At 68.9% G+C, this 19,732-nt stretch carries 17 protein-coding genes; 12 read left to right on the top strand and 5 right to left on the bottom strand.

Annotated features, from left to right (window positions below):
• The first annotated feature begins 122 nt into the window (after window positions 1-122).
• From ACFOY2_RS36585 to ACFOY2_RS36570, 4 genes are all read left to right on the top strand, one after another.
• Complete coding sequence (locus tag ACFOY2_RS36585; protein ID WP_379532694.1) at window positions 123-1,223, top strand: hypothetical protein; 1,101 nt, start codon at window positions 123-125, stop codon at window positions 1,221-1,223.
• Between the two features lie 299 nt (window positions 1,224-1,522).
• Complete coding sequence (locus ACFOY2_RS36580; protein ID WP_379532693.1) at window positions 1,523-1,972, top strand: MaoC family dehydratase N-terminal domain-containing protein; 450 nt, start codon at window positions 1,523-1,525, stop codon at window positions 1,970-1,972.
• A 1-nt stretch (window position 1,973) separates the two neighbouring features.
• A complete protein-coding gene (locus ACFOY2_RS36575; protein WP_379532692.1) occupies window positions 1,974-2,402 on the top strand; it encodes a MaoC family dehydratase in 429 nt (142 codons plus the stop codon).
• Window positions 2,403-2,595: 193 nt separating this feature from the next.
• Window positions 2,596-3,471 carry a hypothetical protein gene (locus tag ACFOY2_RS36570; protein ID WP_379532691.1) on the top strand — a complete coding sequence of 292 codons (876 nt, stop codon included), beginning with the start codon at window positions 2,596-2,598 and terminating at the stop codon, window positions 3,469-3,471.
• Between the two features lie 108 nt (window positions 3,472-3,579).
• Here the strand turns inward: ACFOY2_RS36570 and ACFOY2_RS36565 are convergent, their stop codons facing one another.
• Window positions 3,580-3,975, bottom strand: a complete 396-nt coding sequence (locus ACFOY2_RS36565) for a PPOX class F420-dependent oxidoreductase (RefSeq protein ID WP_379532690.1) — start codon at window positions 3,973-3,975, stop codon at window positions 3,580-3,582.
• Window positions 3,976-4,332: 357 nt separating this feature from the next.
• On the opposite strand from ACFOY2_RS36565, the gene ACFOY2_RS36560 reads away from it, so the two are divergent.
• From ACFOY2_RS36560 to ACFOY2_RS36550, 3 genes are all read left to right on the top strand, one after another.
• Window positions 4,333-5,370 carry a UDP-N-acetylmuramate dehydrogenase gene (locus ACFOY2_RS36560; RefSeq protein WP_379532689.1) on the top strand — a complete coding sequence of 346 codons (1,038 nt, stop codon included), beginning with the start codon at window positions 4,333-4,335 and terminating at the stop codon, window positions 5,368-5,370.
• A gap of 260 nt (window positions 5,371-5,630) precedes the next feature.
• Window positions 5,631-6,200: a TMEM165/GDT1 family protein gene (locus ACFOY2_RS36555; protein ID WP_379532688.1), complete on the top strand. Its 570-nt coding sequence runs from the start codon at window positions 5,631-5,633 to the stop codon at window positions 6,198-6,200.
• Window positions 6,201-6,363: 163 nt separating this feature from the next.
• Window positions 6,364-8,154 (top strand): ankyrin repeat domain-containing protein, encoded by a 1,791-nt coding sequence (locus tag ACFOY2_RS36550; protein ID WP_379532687.1) that lies wholly within the window; start codon window positions 6,364-6,366, stop codon window positions 8,152-8,154.
• Window positions 8,155-8,320: 166 nt separating this feature from the next.
• Here the strand turns inward: ACFOY2_RS36550 and ACFOY2_RS36545 are convergent, their stop codons facing one another.
• Both ACFOY2_RS36545 and ACFOY2_RS36540 read right to left on the bottom strand, forming a co-directional pair.
• Window positions 8,321-8,707, bottom strand: coding sequence for a hypothetical protein (locus tag ACFOY2_RS36545; RefSeq protein ID WP_379532686.1), 387 nt, complete (start codon window positions 8,705-8,707; stop codon window positions 8,321-8,323).
• Between the two features lie 163 nt (window positions 8,708-8,870).
• On the bottom strand, window positions 8,871-9,749 hold the full coding sequence (locus tag ACFOY2_RS36540; RefSeq protein ID WP_379532685.1) for a DUF3037 domain-containing protein: 879 nt from the start codon (window positions 9,747-9,749) through the stop codon (window positions 8,871-8,873).
• 657 nt (window positions 9,750-10,406) lie between these two features.
• Between ACFOY2_RS36540 and ACFOY2_RS36535 the strand changes: the two genes are divergently transcribed.
• The 3 genes from ACFOY2_RS36535 (at window position 10,407) to ACFOY2_RS36525 (ending at window position 12,828) form a co-directional block, all read left to right on the top strand.
• Entirely contained in the window at window positions 10,407-10,640 is a 234-nt protein-coding gene (locus ACFOY2_RS36535) for a hypothetical protein (protein ID WP_379532684.1), read from the top strand.
• Between the two features lie 86 nt (window positions 10,641-10,726).
• Entirely contained in the window at window positions 10,727-11,083 is a 357-nt protein-coding gene (locus tag ACFOY2_RS36530; protein WP_379532683.1) for an arsenate reductase family protein, read from the top strand.
• Window positions 11,080-12,828 (top strand): sensor histidine kinase, encoded by a 1,749-nt coding sequence (locus ACFOY2_RS36525; RefSeq protein WP_379532682.1) that lies wholly within the window; start codon window positions 11,080-11,082, stop codon window positions 12,826-12,828. The genes ACFOY2_RS36530 and ACFOY2_RS36525 overlap by 4 nt, the downstream gene beginning before the upstream one ends.
• On the opposite strand, the gene ACFOY2_RS36520 is transcribed toward ACFOY2_RS36525, so the two are convergent.
• A complete protein-coding gene (locus ACFOY2_RS36520; RefSeq protein WP_379532681.1) occupies window positions 12,813-13,457 on the bottom strand; it encodes a response regulator in 645 nt (214 codons plus the stop codon). The two genes, ACFOY2_RS36525 and ACFOY2_RS36520, sit on opposite strands and share 16 nt — an antisense overlap.
• A gap of 89 nt (window positions 13,458-13,546) precedes the next feature.
• On the opposite strand from ACFOY2_RS36520, the gene ACFOY2_RS36515 reads away from it, so the two are divergent.
• Entirely contained in the window at window positions 13,547-14,314 is a 768-nt protein-coding gene (locus tag ACFOY2_RS36515) for an ABC transporter ATP-binding protein (RefSeq protein ID WP_379532680.1), read from the top strand.
• A gap of 4 nt (window positions 14,315-14,318) precedes the next feature.
• Window positions 14,319-16,811: an FtsX-like permease family protein gene (locus ACFOY2_RS36510; protein ID WP_379532679.1), complete on the top strand. Its 2,493-nt coding sequence runs from the start codon at window positions 14,319-14,321 to the stop codon at window positions 16,809-16,811.
• Here the strand turns inward: ACFOY2_RS36510 and ACFOY2_RS36505 are convergent, their stop codons facing one another.
• Window positions 16,812-19,667 carry a helix-turn-helix transcriptional regulator gene (locus tag ACFOY2_RS36505; protein ID WP_379532678.1) on the bottom strand — a complete coding sequence of 952 codons (2,856 nt, stop codon included), beginning with the start codon at window positions 19,665-19,667 and terminating at the stop codon, window positions 16,812-16,814.
• Between the last annotated feature and the right edge of the window lie 65 nt (window positions 19,668-19,732).

The following is a 19,732-nucleotide window of genomic DNA, read 5'->3' as shown; positions in this document are numbered from 1 at the left end:
TGCCGGTATTAGTGCGGATACCTGCCATCGCGTGCATACGATGTACGCATGACACTTGATACACCGTACGCACCTGTGTGGCGGGCGTCCGGCGAGGCCCCCGTCGCAGGACCGGAGATCGGATGAGCCAGTTAGAGGGCCAGCTGTCCATCTCATATGCCGAAGTGCGGTCGTGGCACCGGCCGTTGATGATCATGGTGGCGGCGATGTCCGCGCTCGTCGTCTTCTCGGCCATCGCCCAGTTCGTGGACGATCGTGAGCTCTTGCAGGCGTCGATCTGGGCGAAACCGTTGAAGTTCGGGGTGTCGTTCGTCATGTACGGCGCGACGCTCGCATGGCTGCTGCCGAAGCTTCGCAAGGCAAGACGCACGATGTGGTTCCTCGGAACGGCCTTCGCCGTCACCGGGATGATCGACGTCGGATTCATCGTGGTGCAGGCCGCCCGCGGCACCTACAGCCACTTCAACATCAACACCGATACGTTCAACCAAATCGGACAGATCATCTTCTCCACCGGCGTGGTCGGGCTGTTCGGAGCGAGCCTGCTCATCGCCGTCATGCTGCTGTTCCAGCGGGTCGGCGACACGGCACTCACCTGGGCCCTGCGCGTCGGGATCGGGCTGTCCGTCATCGGCATGGCGCTGGCGTCCTTCATTCGCGGGTGGGCGTCGACCGGACCCCGGACGGTGCAGGACGCCTACGGCAATCCGGTCTCGCTCCTGGGGCAGCACGGGGTGGGTGTGCCGGACGGCGAAGGCATGCCGATCACGAACTGGAGCGCCGTGGGCGGCGACCTGCGCGTTCCGCACTTCATCGGCCTGCACTCCATCCAGGTGTTCGTGCTCGCGGTGGTGGTTCTCACCGCCCTCGCGGCCCGGGTCAGCTGGCTGCGCGGCGAACGCGTACGCGCCCAGCTCACCGGGGTCGTCATCCTGGGCTACACCGGGCTGTTCGTGATCACGGTGTGGCAGGCGATGCGCGGCCAGTCGCTGATCCAGCCCGACACGGCCACCTGGACCGCGTTCGCGGCAACCGTTGCCGCAACCGCGCTGCCGGCGACCCTGACGATCTTGGCAGCCCGCCGCAGCCAGGAGACGTCTTCCGGCGGACGGCACTCAGCCAACGTGCTGGCTTACAAGCCCGCCAGATCCTTGAAGCGGGACGGCGCCCGGTTCGGTGAGCGTCGCGTTGCGGCCCGGCGCGATCGGCCGCGCTCCTTTTAGCTCCCATCCTGTACGGCAAAGCCAAGCAGGCCGGATTTGCCGCCGCGCGTCCTTAAAACTCCCATCCTGTACGGCGGAGCCAAGCAGGCCGCCACCCGCCGCTCGTGGCCGGCGGCCTCCAGGAATACGCTCTCTGACCCGCACGCGGCCGGGCGCCGTCACGCGCGTCCACTTGGCCATCCGCGTGGTGAATCGGGCACCGATCGCACGAGGCGGCTGTAAAGGATCGGTTTTGGCGGGGACGGTGGAAGGTTGTGCTGTTAGCGTCAAGTGAACAGCGACAGGCGACGGGAGCATCGATGGCGTTGAACCGTGACTTCGTGGGCAGAACGTACCCGCCCAGTGCTCCTTACGAGGTCAGCCGGGTGAAGATCCGGGAGTTCGCGGCTGCGATCGGTGACAACAATCCCCTCTATCGGGACAAAGAGGCCGCCCAGGCCGCCGGCTACCCCGACGTGATCGCGCCGCCGACGTTCCCCATCGTGTTCACTCTGCAGAGTGGCGGTGGGGTGCTCGTCGATCCCGATCTCGGCCTGAACTTCGCCATGGTGGTCCATGGCGAGCAGCGCTTCGAGTACGTTCGGCCGGTTTACGCCGGCGACGAGCTCGTCATGACCTCGACGATCACCGACATCAGGAGCGCCGGGCGCAACGAGCTGCTGACCCTGCGGAGTGACGTGAGCACCGTCGACGGCGAGCCGGTCTGCGTCACCTACAACACGATCGTGGAGCGCGGAGGGGCCGCCTGAGATGCCTGCCACGGTGAAGTACGACGAGCTCGAGGTCGGGCAGGAGATTCCGGCCGTCGCCTACAACGTGCGCCGGGTCAACCTGGTGATGTACGCCGGGGCGTCCGGGGACTTCAACCAGATCCACTGGAACGAGCGGTTCGCCACGATGGTCGGGCTGCCTGATGTGATCGCGCATGGAATGTACACGATGGCGCAGGCCGGACGGTTCGTCACCGACTGGGTGGGGGATCCGGGTGCGGTGGTGGACTTCGGGGTGCGGTTCTCCTCGATGGTGGTCGTCCCCGATGACGATCAGGGGGCGACCGTCTCCGTCAGCGGGGTGGTGGAGGAGAAGCTTGAGGACAAGCGGGTGGTCGTCGGGCTGATCGCGAAGTCGGGGGATGCTCGGGTTCTGTCGAAGGCCCGGGCGGTCGTGCAGCTTTCGTGATCAGCGGGCCGGACTTCCGCAGCGTTTTCGGTTGGCTTGCTCCGCCATGAATATGTCGGAGGTTTCTCGGGTAGCGCGTGTGCTTATGAGTAACGCTGCGCGACGAGTTTGGCCTACGGTTCGATCGATTCCTGTTTCGGCCGTCACCGACTCCAAGTCTTCTGGGCGCCTGCGGCCCGCACGCGTTGAGCGGGTGGCGGGAGGTTCGGGCACCGGGCGGGACACCGCCGGTGGCGAGCGGATCGGTGCGGCGGCCGGGATCGGCACGGCGGGGGCCAAGGCCGCGGGGGAGCACGCTCGGTTCAATCCTGCCGCTGAGCTGGGCTTCTCCGGGGATCCTCGTCAGCATGGTGCTTTGGGCGACGACATGCTGCATGCCCAGGTCACCTGGGACGGCACCTTGGCGACGAACCGGCTCGACGAACTGGGCGTCAACATCGAGCGCCTGCGTGTGGAGATCAAGGACGTCACCGCGAGCGTGGCACTGGTCCTCGACGGGCGGCCCGAGGACGTGGCCAGGTGTGTTCAGTCGGTGATCGATCATTCGGATGCTCGGGTGCTCGCCATCGACCTGGGCAACATCGACGGTGCCGGTGACGTGGTGCACGAACTGGCTGAGCGTCATCCGGAGCGGATCGTCGTCTGGCATGTCGCGGAAGAGCCACGCTGGCGCGGAGGGACGGCGTCCCGGGGCGCGTGCCGGGACAAGCTGATGAAGCTGGACGAGGCGGACGTGCACGTTCTGATGGAGACGAACGTGGTGCTGCGCGGCGACGCGCTGACACCGCTGATCGCGACCGTGGTGGAGGGGGCGGTCGCGGCCGGCTGGCACGGTTTGGAGTCGTCGGACGGCGACTACCAGGTGGCGGCCGGGCCGGGGAAGGTGCGGGCGCTCACGGGAGAGCTCATGGTCGTGCGCAGGGCTGCGGCGCTGAGGGCGATCTCCGAGCTACCCGAGGACGTCGACGACGGCCGGGACGCCGATCTGCGGTTCTCTCAGGCGCTCCCCGGCGAGCTGATCGTGCCCGCCGAACCCCTCCAGGTCGCCAAGCTCGGCCCACACGACTGAATCCCGCGCCGCTGTACCTCCGGTCCGACTTGGCCCAGCTTGCCGACGCCCGGCCCTGGCCATGTGGGACTGCCTCTGGACATGCTGTCCTTCTGAGCTGTGCGGGCTCTAGGCCGAGAAACTGCGGATCTTGTGGGGGATGACGCGGACGACCACCCGTGCCGTGCCCTCGGGATCGGCCGGCGGGTCCTGGCCCAGATACTTGTGTGAGACCGCGAGCTGGACCTCCCGAGCGCAGCCCTCGGAAACTTTGGCGGTGCCGCGGATCTCCACGGAGTGGTACGGGTTGCCCGTGTCGAAGACGGTCAGGCTGATCCGCGAGTCCCTGGCAAGGTTGCGGGTCTTATGTCGGCCGGCCGTGCTGGAAAACAGCACCGTGTCGCCTTCGCACAGGACCCACACGACCGACGTCTGGGGGCTGCCGTCGGGGTTCAAGGTCGCGACGATGGCGAAGTTCTTGCCGTTGAGAAGCGTGCGCGTTTCCTCGTCGAACGTGATCGTCATTTTTTGGTCCTCTTCATCGAACGTTCACTGGGCACCCGTCATTACCGTGGCCATGATCAAGGGGCGAGCGCTCCAGCGGAAGAAGGCACTTTTATGTAACAGTGGAACAACTGTGTGTCCAAGCAGAGCAGCGCCACAAAGGCGTGCACAGTCCTTGAGGTCCTCGACCGAGCGAGCAGCAAATTGATCCCCGCGGGCCGGTGCGCTTCACCGCTCAGCGGGTCTCGTTCGGAGGGATGTGCGGCGTCCCCAAAGCCGATGCGGGGGTTGAGGCGTATGCGTGCGGTTGGGGCGAACCGGTGACGCGGTTCCGGCAGGGTGCGGCCCACGTCGGGACGCCTCATAAGCTTGGTCCTCATGGAGATGCTCGCGCCGTACACCACGCTGCGCCTGGGCGGGCCTGCCCGCGACTTCGTCGAAGCCACCTCGGCGGAGCAGCTCGTGTCCCTGGTGGCCGATGCCGACAGGAACGAGGTTCCCACGCTGGTGCTCGGCGGGGGCAGCAACGTCGTGATCTCCGATGAGGGGTTCGACGGGCTGGTCATCAGGGTCGCCACCGAGGGGGTGTCCGTTTCGCGGGACGGCGAGCAGGTCGTGGTCACGGTTGAGTCGGGCGAGGACTGGGATCCGCTGGTGGCGCGTGCCGTGGCTGAGGGTTGGTCGGGCATCGAGTGCATGTCGGGCATTCCCGGGCTGGTGGGTTCGACGCCGATCCAGAACGTCGGCGCGTACGGGCAGGAGGTCGCCCAGACGATCCGCTGCGTGCGGGCCTACGATCGCCGCACCAGGCAGGTGGTCGACCTCGAGGCGCGCCAGTGCGGGTTCTCCTACCGGGACAGCGCCTTCAAGCATGATCTGGCGCGGTACGTGGTGCTGGCCGTGACGTACGCGCTGGATATTTCGGAAATGTCGGGCGCGGTGGCCTACGAGGAGCTGGCCCGGCGGCTGGCGGTCGAGGTCGGCGAGAGCGTGCCGCTTGACCAGGCCCGCGAGGTGGTGCTGGGGTTGCGGCGCGGCAAGGGCATGGTCCTCGACCCGGACGACCCCGACACGCGCAGCGCCGGATCGTTCTTCACCAACGCGATCCTCGCGCCCGAGCAGGCGGACGAGCTGGCCGGCCGGGCTCCCGGGCATCCGCGCTGGGAGCAGCCCGACGGCTCCGTCAAGGTGCCCGCCGGGTGGCTGATCGAGCAGGCGGGCTATCCGAAGGGGTACGAGCGCGGGCCCGTCCGCATCTCCACCAAGCACACGCTGGCCCTGACGAACCCCACCGACCTCGGCACCACCGCCGACCTGCTGGGTCTGGCCAGGGAGGTGCGTGATGGGGTGCGGGAGAAGTTCGGGATCACGTTGGTCAACGAGCCGGTTCTGGTCGGGTGCGTCCTGGGGGAGTAGCGGGTTGACCAGAGAGAGGCACACCCTCGGGAATAGAGACCCGCTGATGGCTGTTATGGTGGGTTGGAATTACCGAAGGGGAGTAGTCCCAATCGTGTGATCGACACACTGGCGCTTCACCGCGCCCGGTCACGCGGGCCTTCACGGGCGGACGAGACCTTCGGCCTGGCAGTCATGTATCAAGACGCTGCCGGGCCGAAGTCGTGCCCGAAAATCTCCCCGGGTGCCTGCTTCCGGCCTGGTTGCGCGGAAGAGGACCGTTGGAAGCGTTCTGGATTAGTCTGGCCGTCATCTTCGTGGCCGAGCTCGGTGACAAGAGCCAGCTTATGGCGATGACGTTCGCGACCCGTTTCAAAACCTGGCCCGTACTCCTGGGCATCACGATCGCCACCACCGTCGTCCACCTGGTCAGCGTGGCCGTGGGCGGGCTCATCGGCGACGCCCTCCCGACGACGGCGATCTCGGTGGTGGCGGGGCTGGCTTTCCTCGCCTTCGCCGTGTGGACGCTACGCGGCGACGAACTGACCGACGATGAGTCGAAGAAGGCCCAGAACACCACCAGAAACGCCGTGATCGCGGTGACCGTGGCGTTCTTCCTGGCCGAGCTGGGCGACAAGACCATGCTGGCCACGATCACACTGGCCACGCAGCACGGCTGGCTCGGCACGTGGATCGGCTCGACGGTCGGCATGGTGGCGGCGGACGCGCTGGCCATCCTGGTCGGACGCCTGCTCGGCAAACACCTGCCGGAAAAGGCCATCCGGTACGGCGCCGCAGCGGCGTTCGCGATCTTCGGCATCATCCTCCTGGTGGAGCCGTTCGTGTTGTAAGCGTCCGTGGCTTGCGTCCTTCGTATGAGGCCGGCGGCGCGCAGCGATCAGGCACGCTCAGCCGCCAGGCCCGTACGTGGAATCGAGCGGCCGGTGCATTCCGGTTCCGGCGCAAGTCCAGCCGGAATTCGGGTGTCGGTCGCAAGCTGTACCTTCGTCGCTCATGAACCTGTATCAAGTCTTCGAGCTTGGCGACGTTACGGCACTCGCGGCGCATCTGACGCAAGAGCCGGACGATGTCAGCTTCGCGCTGCAGGAGGCGGCGCAGGGCGAACGCCTTGACCTGCTGGAGTGCGTGTTATCTCAGCATCCGTCGCAGTGGGATCTCGATGTCGGCCTCGAGTATGCCGCGAAGCGCCGCGGCGGCGCAGACTTCGTCCGCGTGCTGCTCGCAGCAGGCGCCTCGCCGGCCGCGTCCGACGATCACTTCCCGCTATGGGCCGCGGCCAGGGCCGGTGGGGTCGAGAGCTTGCGACTCCTGCTCGCGGCCGGCGCCGACCCGAACGCACACATGAGCGGCGACCATGACGATCCCGACGGCTGGAAGATCCCGCTGCTCGCGGCGATCCGCAACGGCGTCGCCGCGGCCGTAGCCGTACTGCTGGACGCCGACGCTGATGTGAACATGGTGACGCCGACGCTGCACCGCCCGCTCGACATCGCCGAAGAGCTCGGCGACGCGTCGATCATTCATGATCTGCGGGAGCGAGGCGCGAGAGTCCTCGCGCCCGAAGAACTCAAGATTCATCAGGCGGCACGGCGCGGCTTCATGGCGCGCGTCCAGGAACTGCTGCCGGCGGTAAGCCCGTCGGAGCGCCGTCGCGCGCTGACCAGCGCGGTCCAAGAAGAGCAGTTCGCAGTTGCCGCAGCGATTCTTGAATACGGCGAGATCGGGGATTGTGGCGACGCACTGGTCAGCGCGGTGGTGAAAAAGCAGATCGCACTCGCCGCAGTAATCCTCGACCATGGCGGGATCGAGGAGCACAAGCTCATCATCGCGCTCGGGCAGTGCATCGCTTTCGACGTTCCCGAGGTTGTGCCGTTGTTGATCGCCGCCGGCGTCGACCGTGATTCGCCGGACAACTACTACAAGGCGCCGCCGATCGTCCTCGCCGCAGACCGGGGCCGCGTCTCGATCGTGCGTGACCTGCTCGACGCCGGGGTGGACCTGCAGGCACGCGACGAGAGGGGCCGGAACGCGCTCGCCGCAGCACGCAGCCGAGGCCGGACTGAAATCATCCGGCTGTTGAAGGCCGCCGGCGCGACCGCGCGAACCCCCGCGGCGATCGCCAAGGCAACAAGGCAGAAACTCGCCGCCGACGTCCGCAACGCTTGGCACCCGCAGCTCGGTGGCACGGCCGCGACGGGCAACCTGTCGCAGTTCGGCGGGCTTCCGTGCCTGCGTTCAGATGAGGTCTGGCCGGCCTGTGCGGAATGTGCAGCGCCGCTTACCTTCTTCGTCCAGGTCGACCTTTCCCGCACGCCGAAGGCCGCACGTGAAACCGTCGGCGTGGGCCTTCTGCAGCTGTTCCACTGCACCACCTGCAATTTTGGCAGCCACCTGGTGCGTATCGTCGCCCCAGCCGACGTGGCCACCCCAGCGAAGGAACCGACAGGAGCGCACGTGTTCCCGGCGCGACCGATCATCGGCTGGGGCCGCGCGGTCAAGGACTACCCTTATCGCGAGGCCGACGAGTCGGCGTTGCTCCCCGAGGAACGCGCGGTCGTTTTCAAGCTCAACCGCCAGGGCGACAAACTCAGCGGCTGGCCGAACTGGGTACAAGACCCCGACTACCCGCGCTGCCCCGACGGCGACCACCGCATGACCGGGCTGATCCTGCAGATCGACTCCAATCACGGCGTCGCACATACCTGGGGCGACAACGGTGTCGGCTTCATCGTGCAGTGCCCTCAGCACCGTGATCGAGTCGCGTTCCTCTGGCAATCCGCGTGAGCATCACACCCACCACGCATTTATCGAGGGACCCCGTTATCTCAGGTGGCGGGGGCCGTCCTCCCCCATGATGTGACCGGAAACGATCAGGCTGCGGATCCTTCTCGCTGCGAACTTGGACGCGATCATTGCCGCTACGTTCGTCTGCGACCGTTGGTGGCGGTTGTCACTCAGTTCTCAGGGCAACGCAGGCGAACAGGATGTGGGTGCCACCGTCCAAGGCGCCGGGCTCCTGGCAGGCGGCGATCTCGTGCTCCAGGAAGCGCGCCCACCGGTCAGGATCGGATTCGAGCGCCGCGAGCGCGTCCGGGTCGCCCAGGGTGGCCCAGTTGACCACGATGCTCGCCCCCAAGGCGGCCAGTTCGGCGGTGAACCGACCGGGGCCCGCTCCCACTTCCAGGACCCGATGGCCCGGCCGGACGAATCGGGCGAGGAAACGGCGGTGCACCTCGAGGCTGACGCGGCCCGCGACGTCACCGGTGAGACGGTGCCACTCGGCGTCCCCGAACGCGTCGAAGTATCTGCGCACCTGTTGCCGTGACTCGATCGTCATGGCGAACATGATGACAAGGAGCATGATCGCCGGTCGATCGAATTCCGGGTCAGCTCCAGAGACCAGGGATCTCGGAGGATACTTCGCCGTCGATCTCCTCCCGATTCGATTTTCGCTAAACAAAGCGGCTCTCACGTCGACTGGAAGTGAGAGCCGCTTGTGTCTACTGCTGATGCAAATTAGAGATCAACTGCGCTGCGCGACGCCCTACCGCTTCAACGTGCTCCAGTGGGTGTACGTCAGCATTTAGACCGGCGAACACCTGTTCCGCCTCATCGTAGGCAGCTAGCTGCTCGGGCGTCGTCGGGGTTGCTATGACGACCTGCAGATCGACATCATGAGCAATTGTACTGATGCGATTTTGAGTGTCGACGACGCGAGCTTCTTCGCCACCACGTAGCCTCTCCATCGCGTACGCCCACGCCTTGACCTGCTGGGAAACTTCGTCTAGTTGTGCTCTACGAAAAGACCATGCTTGGGTAAGTTGCACGGTGCGGCCGTTTGCAACGGCGAAGTCAATACTTGAGTGGACATGCGCGCCGATGTGGATCTGCGCTCGAGGCCTAACGAAAGATTCGGCCACGTGGGCTTGGCGGTACGCCTGTCGCAGCTCTCTGTTCAGGTCGTATTTGGTGACCGGTCGTTCGCGGGGTTCTGCAATTGGATCGATGATAAGATGCGCGAAAACTATTTCGAGCGCTTCCTCGGCACTGTCTGCCAGAATCGGCCCTGGAATGCTCAACTGCACGACGTTGCGATGGTTCCGATGCATGTCGTGCAGCCAATTCTCGCCCAGCGGGTCGAGCCCCTCTTCCAACCCGCTTCGACTTTGGTCGATCTCAGCATCTACTTCGAATAGGAAGCTAGCTGCGGCTTCCAGCACTTGTGTCCCTGCGAATTTGCGGATTCGATCGACTTTGCTGATTTGGCGAATCGACCAGTCTCCGGTGTCCGGGTTGCCAGCGATCGCACCGAAATTCACAAATTCGCCAGTCCGCGGATCGGGAAGGCAACGGACAATCGAGTACAGGTAACGGCTCATCTGACCTATGACCTCCCTTCAATGAACGCACGGATGCGGCCGGCTCAGGTGGACCAACATCGGCTCCTCGCTTGCCGCTGTCCAGGGGGCGTCTGCGACGGTGCGTGATGGAAGCTTACTCTCTGCCACGTTTCTCAGTAGCCCGCCTTGCTGGATCGATCGGAGTGTGGGAGGTCGAACAGGGCATTGATCAGGTCGTCGGCGACGTGTGGAGTGATTTGCCCGAGGATCTCGGCCACGAGTTCCGCGTCCCGTGGCGAGAGGTCAAGCCACGACGGGCTCAAGGCTGAGTGGATGGGCCGTACGTGATGCGGATCATGGGCTGATCGACTAGCGCGCCATCGCGTTCGCTCTGCCAGCACATCAGCGTCAGTCGATGCCTATGGTCGGACAAGTCAAGCAAGTCGCCCAGATGCTCACGATCGGTGAGATCGATTTTGTGCTGGAGTCGGCACCACGAGAGACGGGCGCAGGGCCCGACGTGTAGGTTGTCGGCCACGGTCTATCTCCTGTTCGTGCAGGAAATGGGTCGAGGTCCCGCCTGGTGGTCGCACACCCGGCGGGACCGCTTTATTGCAACCATATTGCGCAACTGTATTGCGAATAGGTTACCGCTGCCGCGCCTGATTCCACAAGCGTTTCGGTACCTTGTTCCACGTGACGGACGACAAGGATCCCCTGGACGCGCTGGATGAGAGCGCGCGCCGATACCGTGAAACCGAACAGGCGCATGAACAGGCACGACAAGCGGTGGTGGAGTGCGTGCTGGCCGCCCTCAGGGCAGGCAAGCGTCCGACGGACGTCGCCGCGCGGTCTCCGTTCACTGGCACCTATGTTCGCCGCCTGGCACGCGAGAACGGGATATTGGCGCAGCCACGGAAAAAGAAGTGACCTGAGGCGACATCGGCCACGTCGACGGCAGCGAGAGCCGGTGGGACGCCGGTCATCTGACCCGCCCGTAGCGTCACTATGGTGGCATGGAAATCTGGATCAATCCCGGCTGCTCCAAGTGCCGGTCGGCGCTGTCCATCCTGGATGCCGAGTCCGCCGGCTACACCGTGCGCCGCTACCTCGACGATCCCCCGAGCGAGGACGAACTGCGTGAGGTCGTCGGCCGGTTGGGCCTCGAACCGTGGGACATCACCAGGACTGGCGAGCAGGTGGCCGTCGAGCTGGGCATGGATGCCTGGCCGCGCGAGCCGGGCGCCCGTGACCGGTGGATCGCGGCGCTGGCGGAGCACCCGATTCTGATCCAGCGTCCGATCATCACCGCCGACGACGGTTCCGCCGTGGTGGGCAGGACCGAGGAGGCCGTTCGCTCAGCCCTCAAATGAGGTCTCGCGCGGGTTGGGGCCTGACGGGGGTCGTCTTCGTGGCCGTCCTCGCGACCGTCTCAGACCTGTTCTGGGCGCTGGGCGACGCCTGGCCGGTGCCGGCCGAAGAGCTGGGCGTGCTGGTCATGGGGATCGGCGGTGGGTGGTCGTTCGTCGTTTCCGGGCTGATCGTCCGGCGTAACCGCACGGGCGTGCTGATGGTCGTGGCCGGGCTGCTCATCCTGCTCTCAGGCGTGAACTTCGTCGGTTCCTGGCTCACCCTGCTGGTGGGAAACACGCTCGGCTGGCTGGCGCTGGCCGTGCTCGCTCACGCGGTGCTGGTGGCGCCGGACGGCAAGGGGCGGCGGGCGGCGGTTCTGGGCGTCTACGCGGGGATGGCCGTCGGGCTGGTGGTCTGGTTGCGGTTCGGGCGGCTCGGTGACGGGAGTTGCGTGTGCCTGCCGGTTCTGCCCGGCGGCGAACACCTCGCGGGCCCGCTGACCGCCGCCGTGGCCGTCGCGTTCTGGGTGTCGGGGCCGGCGATGACGGCCTCGCTGGTGTGGCGCTGGCTGGTCCGGCTGCCGGGGCCGCGCCGCCGCACGTTCGCGCCGGTGGCTCTGGCGGGTGCGGCGCTGCTGCTGGTCACCTGGACCAGGCAGGGCCTTTACGTCTGGCTCGGAGCCGAGGCGGCGCAGTCGGCCGCGCACGAGGTCCTGCACCTGATGGAGCTGGTCTCGATGCTGCTGTGGCCGTTGGGGGTGCTCGCGGGCATGGTGCGTGCCCGCCTCGACCAGGCGGCCGTCGCCCAGCTCGCCACCCGGGCCGACCCGTCGCCCGCGACGTTGGAGGTCTCGCTCGCGACGGTGTTGCGGGACCCCGCCCTGCGCCTCGTCTTCCGCGCCGCGGACGGCGGGTACGCCGACGCCGCCGGTCGGCCGGTCGGGCCGCCGTCCGGAGCGCGGCTGGAGTTGGGTGGGGTACGCGACGCCGTGCTGCTGCACGATCCCGCGCTGGATCCGGAGCCGGTCAGGTCGGCCGCCGCGATCGCCAGGCTCGTCCTGGACAACGAGCACATGCGCGGTGAGCTGGCCGCCCAGCTCGCCGAGGTCCGCGCCTCCCGGGCCCGCATCGTGGCCGCTGGGGACGCCGAACGCCACCGGATCGAACGCAACCTCCACGACGGTGCTCAGCAGCGGCTGGCGACCTTGGCCACGCTGGTGGGGCGCGCTCGCCTGCGCAACACCGACGCCGAGTTGGCGGGGCTGCTCGACGAGGCCGCGCAGACCACTCGGGCCGCCCTGGCGGAGCTGCGCGAGCTGGCGGGCGGTATCCATCCGGCCGTGCTCAGCCAGTCGGGGCTCGGTGCCGCCCTGCGCTCGCTCGCAGAACGCTCACCGGTGCCCGCCACGGTGACCGAGGAACTCGCGGGCCGCCTGCCCGCCGCCGTCGAGCAGGCCGCCTACTTCGTGGCCGCCGAGGCACTGGCCAACGTGGCCAAGCACGCGGGCGCCTCGCACGTCTCGATCGTGGCGACCGTGACCGGGGCTGGGTCTGCGATCGGGCCCGAACCCAGGACCGGGCCGGTGTTGCGGATGGTGATTCGCGACGACGGGGTGGGTGGTGCGCGGGAGGAGGCGGGTACGGGGCTGCGCGGCCTGGCCGACCGCGTGGCCGCGCTCGACGGCGCCCGCTGGATCCACAGCCCGCCCGGTCAGGGCACCACCGTGACCGTCGAGATCCCGACCAGCGATTACGAGCGCAAATAGGTCAGTACGGCCAGCACCCGGCGGTGGTCGTCGTCCGTGGCCGTCAGATCGAGTCGCAGGAAGATGTTGCGTACGTGCGTCTCGACGGTTTTCGGCGACAGGTGCAGCAGCCGCGAGATCGCGTGGTTCGACCGGCCCTCGGCCATCAGCGCCAGCACGTCCCGCTCGCGTTGGCTGAGCCGGGCGAGCCCGCCGTCGCGGCGCGGTCTGCCGACGAGCCGTAGCACCACGTCGGGGTCGATCACCGTGGCGCCCGCGTGCACCCGCCGCAGCGCGTCCGTCAGTTCGAGGACGTCGGTGACCCGGTCTTTCAGCAGGTAGCCGACGCCCCGGGCGTCCTGGCCGAGCAGGCCGATCGCGTGCTGCGCCTCGATGTGGTGCGACAACATGAGCACGCCGACCGAGGGGTGCTCGCGCCGGATCCGCTGCGCCGCCTCCAGCCCTTCGACCTCGTAGCCGGGCGGCATCCGCACGTCCACGACCACCACGTCAGGGCTGGATGCCGCGACGGCGGCCAGCAGGGCCGTCGCGTCCCCGACCTCGGCCGACACCGTGACCCCCGCGTCGGTGAGGAGCCTGGCCAGGCCCTGACGGAACAGCGCATTGTCCTCAGCAAGCACCACCCGCATAATGGGCCACAGCATATTCAGGGTTAGCCCTTACCGGATTCAGGGCCTGCCCGCTGGTGGCGCGGAGCTGTCTTGGCCAGCCTTTCCAGGTGACGAATTTCTCCGCCGCCGAGGCCAGGCCCGGCCTTCGTGTGGTGCCCGCCGTGCGCCTGGAGGACGTGACCAGGAGCTTCGGGCGAGGCAAGAGCGCCGTGGCGGCGCTGCGCGGGGTCTCGGTGGAGTTCCCCGCAGGGTCCTTCACCGCGATCATGGGTCCGTCGGGTTCGGGCAAGAGCACGTTGCTGCAGTGCGCGGCGGGGCTGGACCGGCCCACGTCCGGACGGGTGCTGCTCGGCGACACCGACCTGGCGGGGCTGAACGAGTCGCGCCTGACCAGGCTGCGCCGCGACCGCATCGGCTTCGTGTTCCAGTCCTTCAACCTCATCCCGGCGTTGACCGCGCGGCAGAACATCACGTTGCCGCTGCGCCTGGCGGGCCGCCGCGTGGACCGGGCCTGGCTGGAGGAGCTGGTCGAGCGCACCGGGCTGAGCGGACGCGTCGGGCACCGTCCCGCCGAGATGTCGGGCGGCCAGCAGCAGCGCGTCGCCATCGCCCGCGCGCTGGTCACCAAGCCCGACGTGGTCTTCGGCGACGAGCCGACCGGGGCGCTGGACATCTCCACGGGCCAGGAGGTGCTGCGGCTGCTGCGCGAGGTCGTGGACGGGCTCGGGCAGACCCTGGTCATGGTCACGCACGACCCGGTCGCGGCCTCGTACGCCGACAGGGTGCTCTTCCTGGCCGACGGCTTGATCGTCGAGGGCATGGACCGGCCCACGGCCGACGCGGTCGCCTCCCGGCTGACCGGGCTCGGACGGTGAGGGCATGCTCCGGCTGACGCTGAGCACGATCAGGACGCGCAAGCTCGCCTTCGCGGGCGCCCTGGCCTCGGTGGTGGTCGCGGTCGCGCTGGTCGCGGCCTGCGTCATCATGATCCAGTCGGGTCTGAGCACGACGCCCGAGGTGGACAGGTACGCCGCCACGGCCGCCCTGGTACGGCCCGACCAGCACGTTCACGTTCCCGTCCAAGGGGAGGACGAGGACGTCGACATCAGCCTCGACCCGCCGCCCGTGCTGAGCGGCGAGCAGCTCGCCAGGCTGCGGGCCGTGCGGGGCGCGGAGATCGTCCTGGACGCGCCGTTCCCCGCCCAGGCGGTGGACCGGCGCGGCGCGGCCCTGCCCGGCCTGTCGTGGGGACACGGCTGGGAGGCCGCCAGGTTGACGCCGTTCAAGCTGGCCTCAGGCCGGGCGCCCGGCGACGGCGAGGTGGTGCTGGACGCGGCCCTGGCCCGTCGTATCCCGGCCCGTCCGGGGGACACGATCCAGGTCGTCACCGTCGCGGGCGCGGAGCGGTTCCGCGTCAGCGGTGTGACCAGGCTCGCGCTGCCGACGCAGTCGTCGCTCTTCTTCGAGGCGCGGACCGTGACCAGGCTCACTCGCGGGCCGCTCGTCGCGGGTGTGCTCGCCAGGCGGGGCGAGCCGGCCGCGACGCTGGCCGAGCGGGTGCGCGCCGTCTCCCAGAGCGCGAATCTGGAGGTGCTCACCGGCGACGAACGTGCCAGAGCGGGCGCCCCCGAGACCGCCGAACGGATCGACTACGCCACCGACCTGTTCGGCCCCATGGCGGGCATCGGCGGTTTTCTCGCCGTGTTCGTGATCGGCGGGACGTTCGGCCTGTCGATGCTGCAACGCCGCAGGGAGATCGCGCTACTGCGGGCCATCGGCACCACGGCGGGCCAGATCAGGCGCATGATCGCCGCCGAGGCCGCGCTGGTGGCCGTCGTGGCCGCGTTCCCCGGCTACGTGCTCGGCGTGGGACTGGCCCACCTGCTGCGCGGCGTCCTGGTCGCGCGTGGGCTGGCGCCGTCCGAGCTGGTCGTGGTCACGGGCCCGCTGCCGCTGTTCGTGGCGGGCGGGTCAGGGCTGGTGCTGACGTTGTTGTCGGCGCTCACGGCGGTCAGGCAGGCCGCCGGGGTTCGTCCGGCCGAGGCCCTGCGGGAGGCCGCGCTGTCGCGGCGGCTGCTCACCGTGCCGCGCCTGCTGCCGGCTCTGGGGGTGCTGGCGGGCGCGGGGGCGCTGCTGGCGCTCAGCCAGGATCTCGGCGGCGAGCTGGGGGTGGCGTTCCAGGCCCTGGTGGTGATCCTGCTCATGGCCGCCACCGCGCTGCTGGCGCCCCTGCTGACCAGGCTGCTCGTGTGGCCGGTCGGCACGCTGGTGAGCGCCGTGACGCGGATGACCGGCGGGCTCGCGTACGCCAACTCGGTCACGGCCATCCGGCGCGCCTCGTCCGCCTCCGCCGCGATCATGCTCAGTGTGGCCATGGCCGGGTACGCGCTGCTGGTCAACGCCGTGCTCGCCGACACCACCGCCGCGCAGGGCCGCGCGCGCGTCGTCGCCGACCAGGTCCTGCTGCCCAGCGGCGGCGCCGAGCTGCCGCCGGGCCTGGCGGAGACCGTCGCGCGAAGGCCCGGCGTCGAGGCGGTGTCGGCGGTCCGGCGGACCTCGTTCGTCCTGCACGTGCTGGGCGATCCTGAGTCGGTGCCCGCGCAGATCGTCGACCCCGGCACCGCCGGGAGGGTGCTCGACCTGGGGTTCGTGGAGGGATCGCTGGAAGGGCTGAAGACGCCCGGCACGATGGCGGTCAGCCGGGCCCACGCCGGCGCGAACGACTGGCACGTGGGCTCCGAGGTCAAGGGCCGGCTCGCCGACGGCACCGCCGTGAAGCTGCGGGTCGGCGGCGTCTTCGAGCGGTCGCTGGGCTTCGCCGACGTGCTGCTGCCCGGCCGGCCGGGCGACGGGCCCGCCGGCGCGGTCCTGGTCAAGGCCAAGCCCGGCGCGGACCTGACCGGGCTGGGCCCGGCCGCGCGGATCGTGGACGCGGCCACGTACGCGACCGGCGTGCGGACCTCGATCGAGGACAACGTGACGGGGACCTACCTGGTCCTGGCCGTGCTGGTGGCGTTCACCGCCCTGTCGCTGGTGAACACGCTCGTCATGGGCACCGCCACCCGTACCAGGGAGTTCGCGCTGCTGCGCGCGATCGGCGCGAGCAGGCGTCAGATCGTGCGGATGATGGTCTGGGAGACGGCGATCGTCATGACGATCGGCACGATCATGGGCACGGCCGTCGCCTGCGTGGTCCTGGCAGGCGCCAACGGGGCGCTCACCGGGACGATGACGCTCACCGGGCTGCCGATGCCGCAGTATCCGCTGATGCTGGCCGCGGTCGCCGTCCTGAGCCTGGCGGCGGGCCTGGTGGCCTCGGGGATGGCCCTGCTGCCACGCCCCGTCGACGCGCTCGGCGGGGCGCGCGAGTGACTACGTCGACAGCAGCGAGAGGCGGTGGGCCGCGGCGGCGGCCTCGCCCCGCGTGGTCACCCCGAGCTTGCCCAGGATGTTCGACACGTGCACGCTCACCGTCTTCGCCGAGATGAACAGCTCGGCGGCGATGTCCCGGTTGGTCCTGCCCTGGGTCACCAGCCGCAGCACCTCCAGCTCGCGCGGCGTCAGCAGCTCCGACGGCTCCTGAGCCTGCTGGACGCCGCCCACCCGGCGGGCGAGGGCCTCGATCTCGTCGATCAGCGGGTTGGCGCCCAGCGCCTTGGCCAGGGGGAGCGCCACGCGCAGCCGGGCCGCCGCCCCCTCGCGGTCGCCGGCCCTGGCCGCAGGGGCCGCGGCCCCCAAGAGCGCCTTGGCCTGGTTGTGCGGGCGCTTGAGCCGCTCCCAGTCGGCGGCGGCGGCGTCGAAGTCGCCGGTGTAGGTCTTCCTGTAAGCCTCCGCGACCGGCCCCATGACCGACAGTACGGCCGCCACCTCGGCGGCCTGCTCGCGCAGCGCCGCCGTCCTGGCGGGCTCGGCCGTCTCGGCGGCGTCACAGACCACCCGCAGCAGGGCGAGCAGCCGCCAGCTCAGCATGGCCTTGCTGGAATGCCGGGGATGGGCCAGCACGTGCTCGGCCTCGGACAGCGCCGCGCCCGGCTCGCCCTTGAGCAGGTGCCAGCCGATGCGCAGGCGGGCGTTGCTGATGATCTCCTGGACGAAGTCGTCGGGACGGCCCTTGATCACGCCGATCTCCGACAGGGCGCCCTCGACGACGTCCAACTCGCCTCTGGCCAGCGCGATGTCGGCGCGCACGCGCAGCAGGCTGTGCCGGGTGCGCAGGGTGGGCCCGTGGCTGAGCGCGGCTTCGACGATCTCGACGGCCTCGTCCCAGCGGCCGAGCGCCTCCAGCGCTTCGGCCCAGTTGCTCTTGATGAACAGGCCGCTGCCGCGCAGCCTGCCGTACTTTTTGGCGGTCTCCCAGCCGTCCTCCGCGAAGCGCAGGGCCTCGTCCGGGCGGCCCATGTCGGTCAGGGAGTCGAGGATGTTGCCGATGGCTCGGGTGATCAGGCTGCCCGAGCCCTCCTGTCTGGCGATCTCCAGGGCCTGCTCGTTGATGGCCAGCGCGGTCTCGACCTCGCCGTTGAGCGAGTGACCGAGCCCCAGGTCCAGCAGCAGGTCGGATTCGAGGCACCGGTCGCCCAGCTCTCTGACCAGGCTCAGACCCTCGCTGATGAGCTCTTTCGCCTCGGCGACCTCGCCCCTCAGCATGAGGTGGCGGCTCAGCGGCGTGACGACCTCGGCCCGGTCGAGGCTCCTGTCCGGCACGAGCCGCAGGGCGTGCCTGAGGTCCTCGATGACGCCGAGCTGGCCCTTGGAGTTCTTGAACGCGGCCCGCCGCACGATGAGCCGGGCCACGCGGGCCGGCTGCTCGGTCTCGTCCAGCTCGGACAGGGCGGCCTTGACGAACTTGACGCCCTTGTCGATGTCGGCGCCGGCGTTGGCGGCCGAGCTGGCGCGCTCCAGCACGGCGGCGTGGTCGACGCCGATCAGCTCGGCGGCGTCGGGCACGCGGTCCCAGAGCATGAGGACGCGTTCCAGCAGCGGGACGGCCTCGGTGTAGGCGAACGACTGGAACGACATCTGGGCCGCCTCCCACGCGGAGATCAGCGCCCAGTGGTCGTTGCGGGCCCCGTACCAGTGGTGTGCCAGCTCGACGACGGCGCGGCCCGGCGGGACGAGCGTGCGGTCCTTGGAGATCTCCTCGGCGTACCTGGCGTGCAGCCGCTGGTGCTCGCCCGGCAGCAGCTCGTCGTGGACGGCCTCGCGGATGAGGGAGTGCCTGAAGACGTAGGCGCGGTTGTCGGCGATCTGCAGCACGTTGCCCGCGATGGCGGGGCGCAGCGCCGCCTCCAGCTCGACGTCGGACAGACCGCTGACCGCGGCCAGCAGCGCGTGGCTGACCCGGGTGCCGCCGGCCGCGGCGACGCGCAGGACGCGCTGGGTCTCCTCGGGCAGTCGTTCGACGGAGTTGAGGATCAGGTCCTGCATGGACTCGGGGAACACGCCGTCCGCGCCGCCCTCCAGCATGGCCTCGACGAACAGCGGGATGCCCTCGCTGCGCTCGTAGACGTTCTGGACCTTGGCGTATTCGGGGACCACGCCCAGGATCCCGGCCATCTGCTGGGCGACCTCGTCGCGTGACAGGCGGGGCAGGTCGAGCCGGTGCACGCCGCCCACCCTGCCGAGTTCGGCCAGCACCGGCCTGAGCGGGTGCTGGCGGTGCAGGTCGTCGGAGCGGTAGGTCATGACGATCAGCACCTGCGGGGCGTGCAGATTGCGGCTGAGGAAGGCGATGAGGTCGCGGCTGGACCGGTCGGCCCAGTGGATGTCCTCGATGACGAGGATGGTGGGGCGGTTGTCCGCGAGGCGTTCGAGGAGGGTGAGGAACTGCTCGAAGAGGCGGGCGCGTCCGGTGTCGGTCTCGCCGTCGCCGTTGGGTTCGCCGAACTCGGGCAGCAGCCGCGCGAGATCGCGCTGGGCGCCTTCGGGCAGCAGCGCGGCCACCGGGGCCGGGCCCTGCTCCCTGACGAGCTGGCGCAGCGCGGCGGTGAACGGCGCGTAGGCCAGGCCCTCCGTGGACAGCTCGACGCATCCGCCGAACAGCACGTGCGCCCCGTCGGCCGCGCAGCGTTCTGCGAAGCGCTGCACGAGCCGGGTCTTGCCGACTCCGGCCTCGCCCCCGAGGAGGACGGCCGTCGCCCGGCCCTTCCGCGCCTCGTCGAAGCTTTCGGACAGAGCCGCCAGCTCCTCTTCCCGCCCGACGAAGACAGGACTGACAGAACGTCCCCGCATGTCATCCAGCATGTCATGCCCTATGGGTAGCTTTCGACGGATTTTGGGTGCCTCAAGGAGGCATC

The sequence above is a fragment of the Nonomuraea purpurea genome, assembly GCF_042650645.1.
Taxonomy (GTDB): Bacteria; Actinomycetota; Actinomycetes; order Streptosporangiales; family Streptosporangiaceae; genus Nonomuraea; species Nonomuraea purpurea.
This window is presented reverse-complemented; position numbering and strand designations above follow the sequence as displayed.

What these genes read in the sequence shown, in the direction of transcription:
- ACFOY2_RS36585 (WP_379532694.1), top strand. Translation starts at nt 123, where the DNA reads ATGAGCCAGTTAGAGGGCCAGCTGTCCATCTCATATGCCGAAGTGCGG.
- ACFOY2_RS36580 (WP_379532693.1), top strand. Translation starts at nt 1,523, where the DNA reads ATGGCGTTGAACCGTGACTTCGTGGGCAGAACGTACCCGCCCAGTGCT.
- ACFOY2_RS36575 (WP_379532692.1), top strand. Translation starts at nt 1,974, where the DNA reads ATGCCTGCCACGGTGAAGTACGACGAGCTCGAGGTCGGGCAGGAGATT.
- ACFOY2_RS36565 (WP_379532690.1), bottom strand. Translation starts at nt 3,975, where the DNA reads ATGACGATCACGTTCGACGAGGAAACGCGCACGCTTCTCAACGGCAAG.
- ACFOY2_RS36560 (WP_379532689.1), top strand. Translation starts at nt 4,333, where the DNA reads ATGGAGATGCTCGCGCCGTACACCACGCTGCGCCTGGGCGGGCCTGCC.
- ACFOY2_RS36550 (WP_379532687.1), top strand. Translation starts at nt 6,364, where the DNA reads ATGAACCTGTATCAAGTCTTCGAGCTTGGCGACGTTACGGCACTCGCG.
- ACFOY2_RS36545 (WP_379532686.1), bottom strand. Translation starts at nt 8,707, where the DNA reads ATGACGATCGAGTCACGGCAACAGGTGCGCAGATACTTCGACGCGTTC.
- ACFOY2_RS36540 (WP_379532685.1), bottom strand. Translation starts at nt 9,749, where the DNA reads ATGAGCCGTTACCTGTACTCGATTGTCCGTTGCCTTCCCGATCCGCGG.
- ACFOY2_RS36530 (WP_379532683.1), top strand. Translation starts at nt 10,727, where the DNA reads ATGGAAATCTGGATCAATCCCGGCTGCTCCAAGTGCCGGTCGGCGCTG.
- ACFOY2_RS36525 (WP_379532682.1), top strand. Translation starts at nt 11,080, where the DNA reads ATGAGGTCTCGCGCGGGTTGGGGCCTGACGGGGGTCGTCTTCGTGGCC.
- ACFOY2_RS36520 (WP_379532681.1), bottom strand. Translation starts at nt 13,457, where the DNA reads ATGCGGGTGGTGCTTGCTGAGGACAATGCGCTGTTCCGTCAGGGCCTG.
- ACFOY2_RS36510 (WP_379532679.1), top strand. Translation starts at nt 14,319, where the DNA reads ATGCTCCGGCTGACGCTGAGCACGATCAGGACGCGCAAGCTCGCCTTC.
- ACFOY2_RS36505 (WP_379532678.1), bottom strand. Translation starts at nt 19,667, where the DNA reads ATGCGGGGACGTTCTGTCAGTCCTGTCTTCGTCGGGCGGGAAGAGGAG.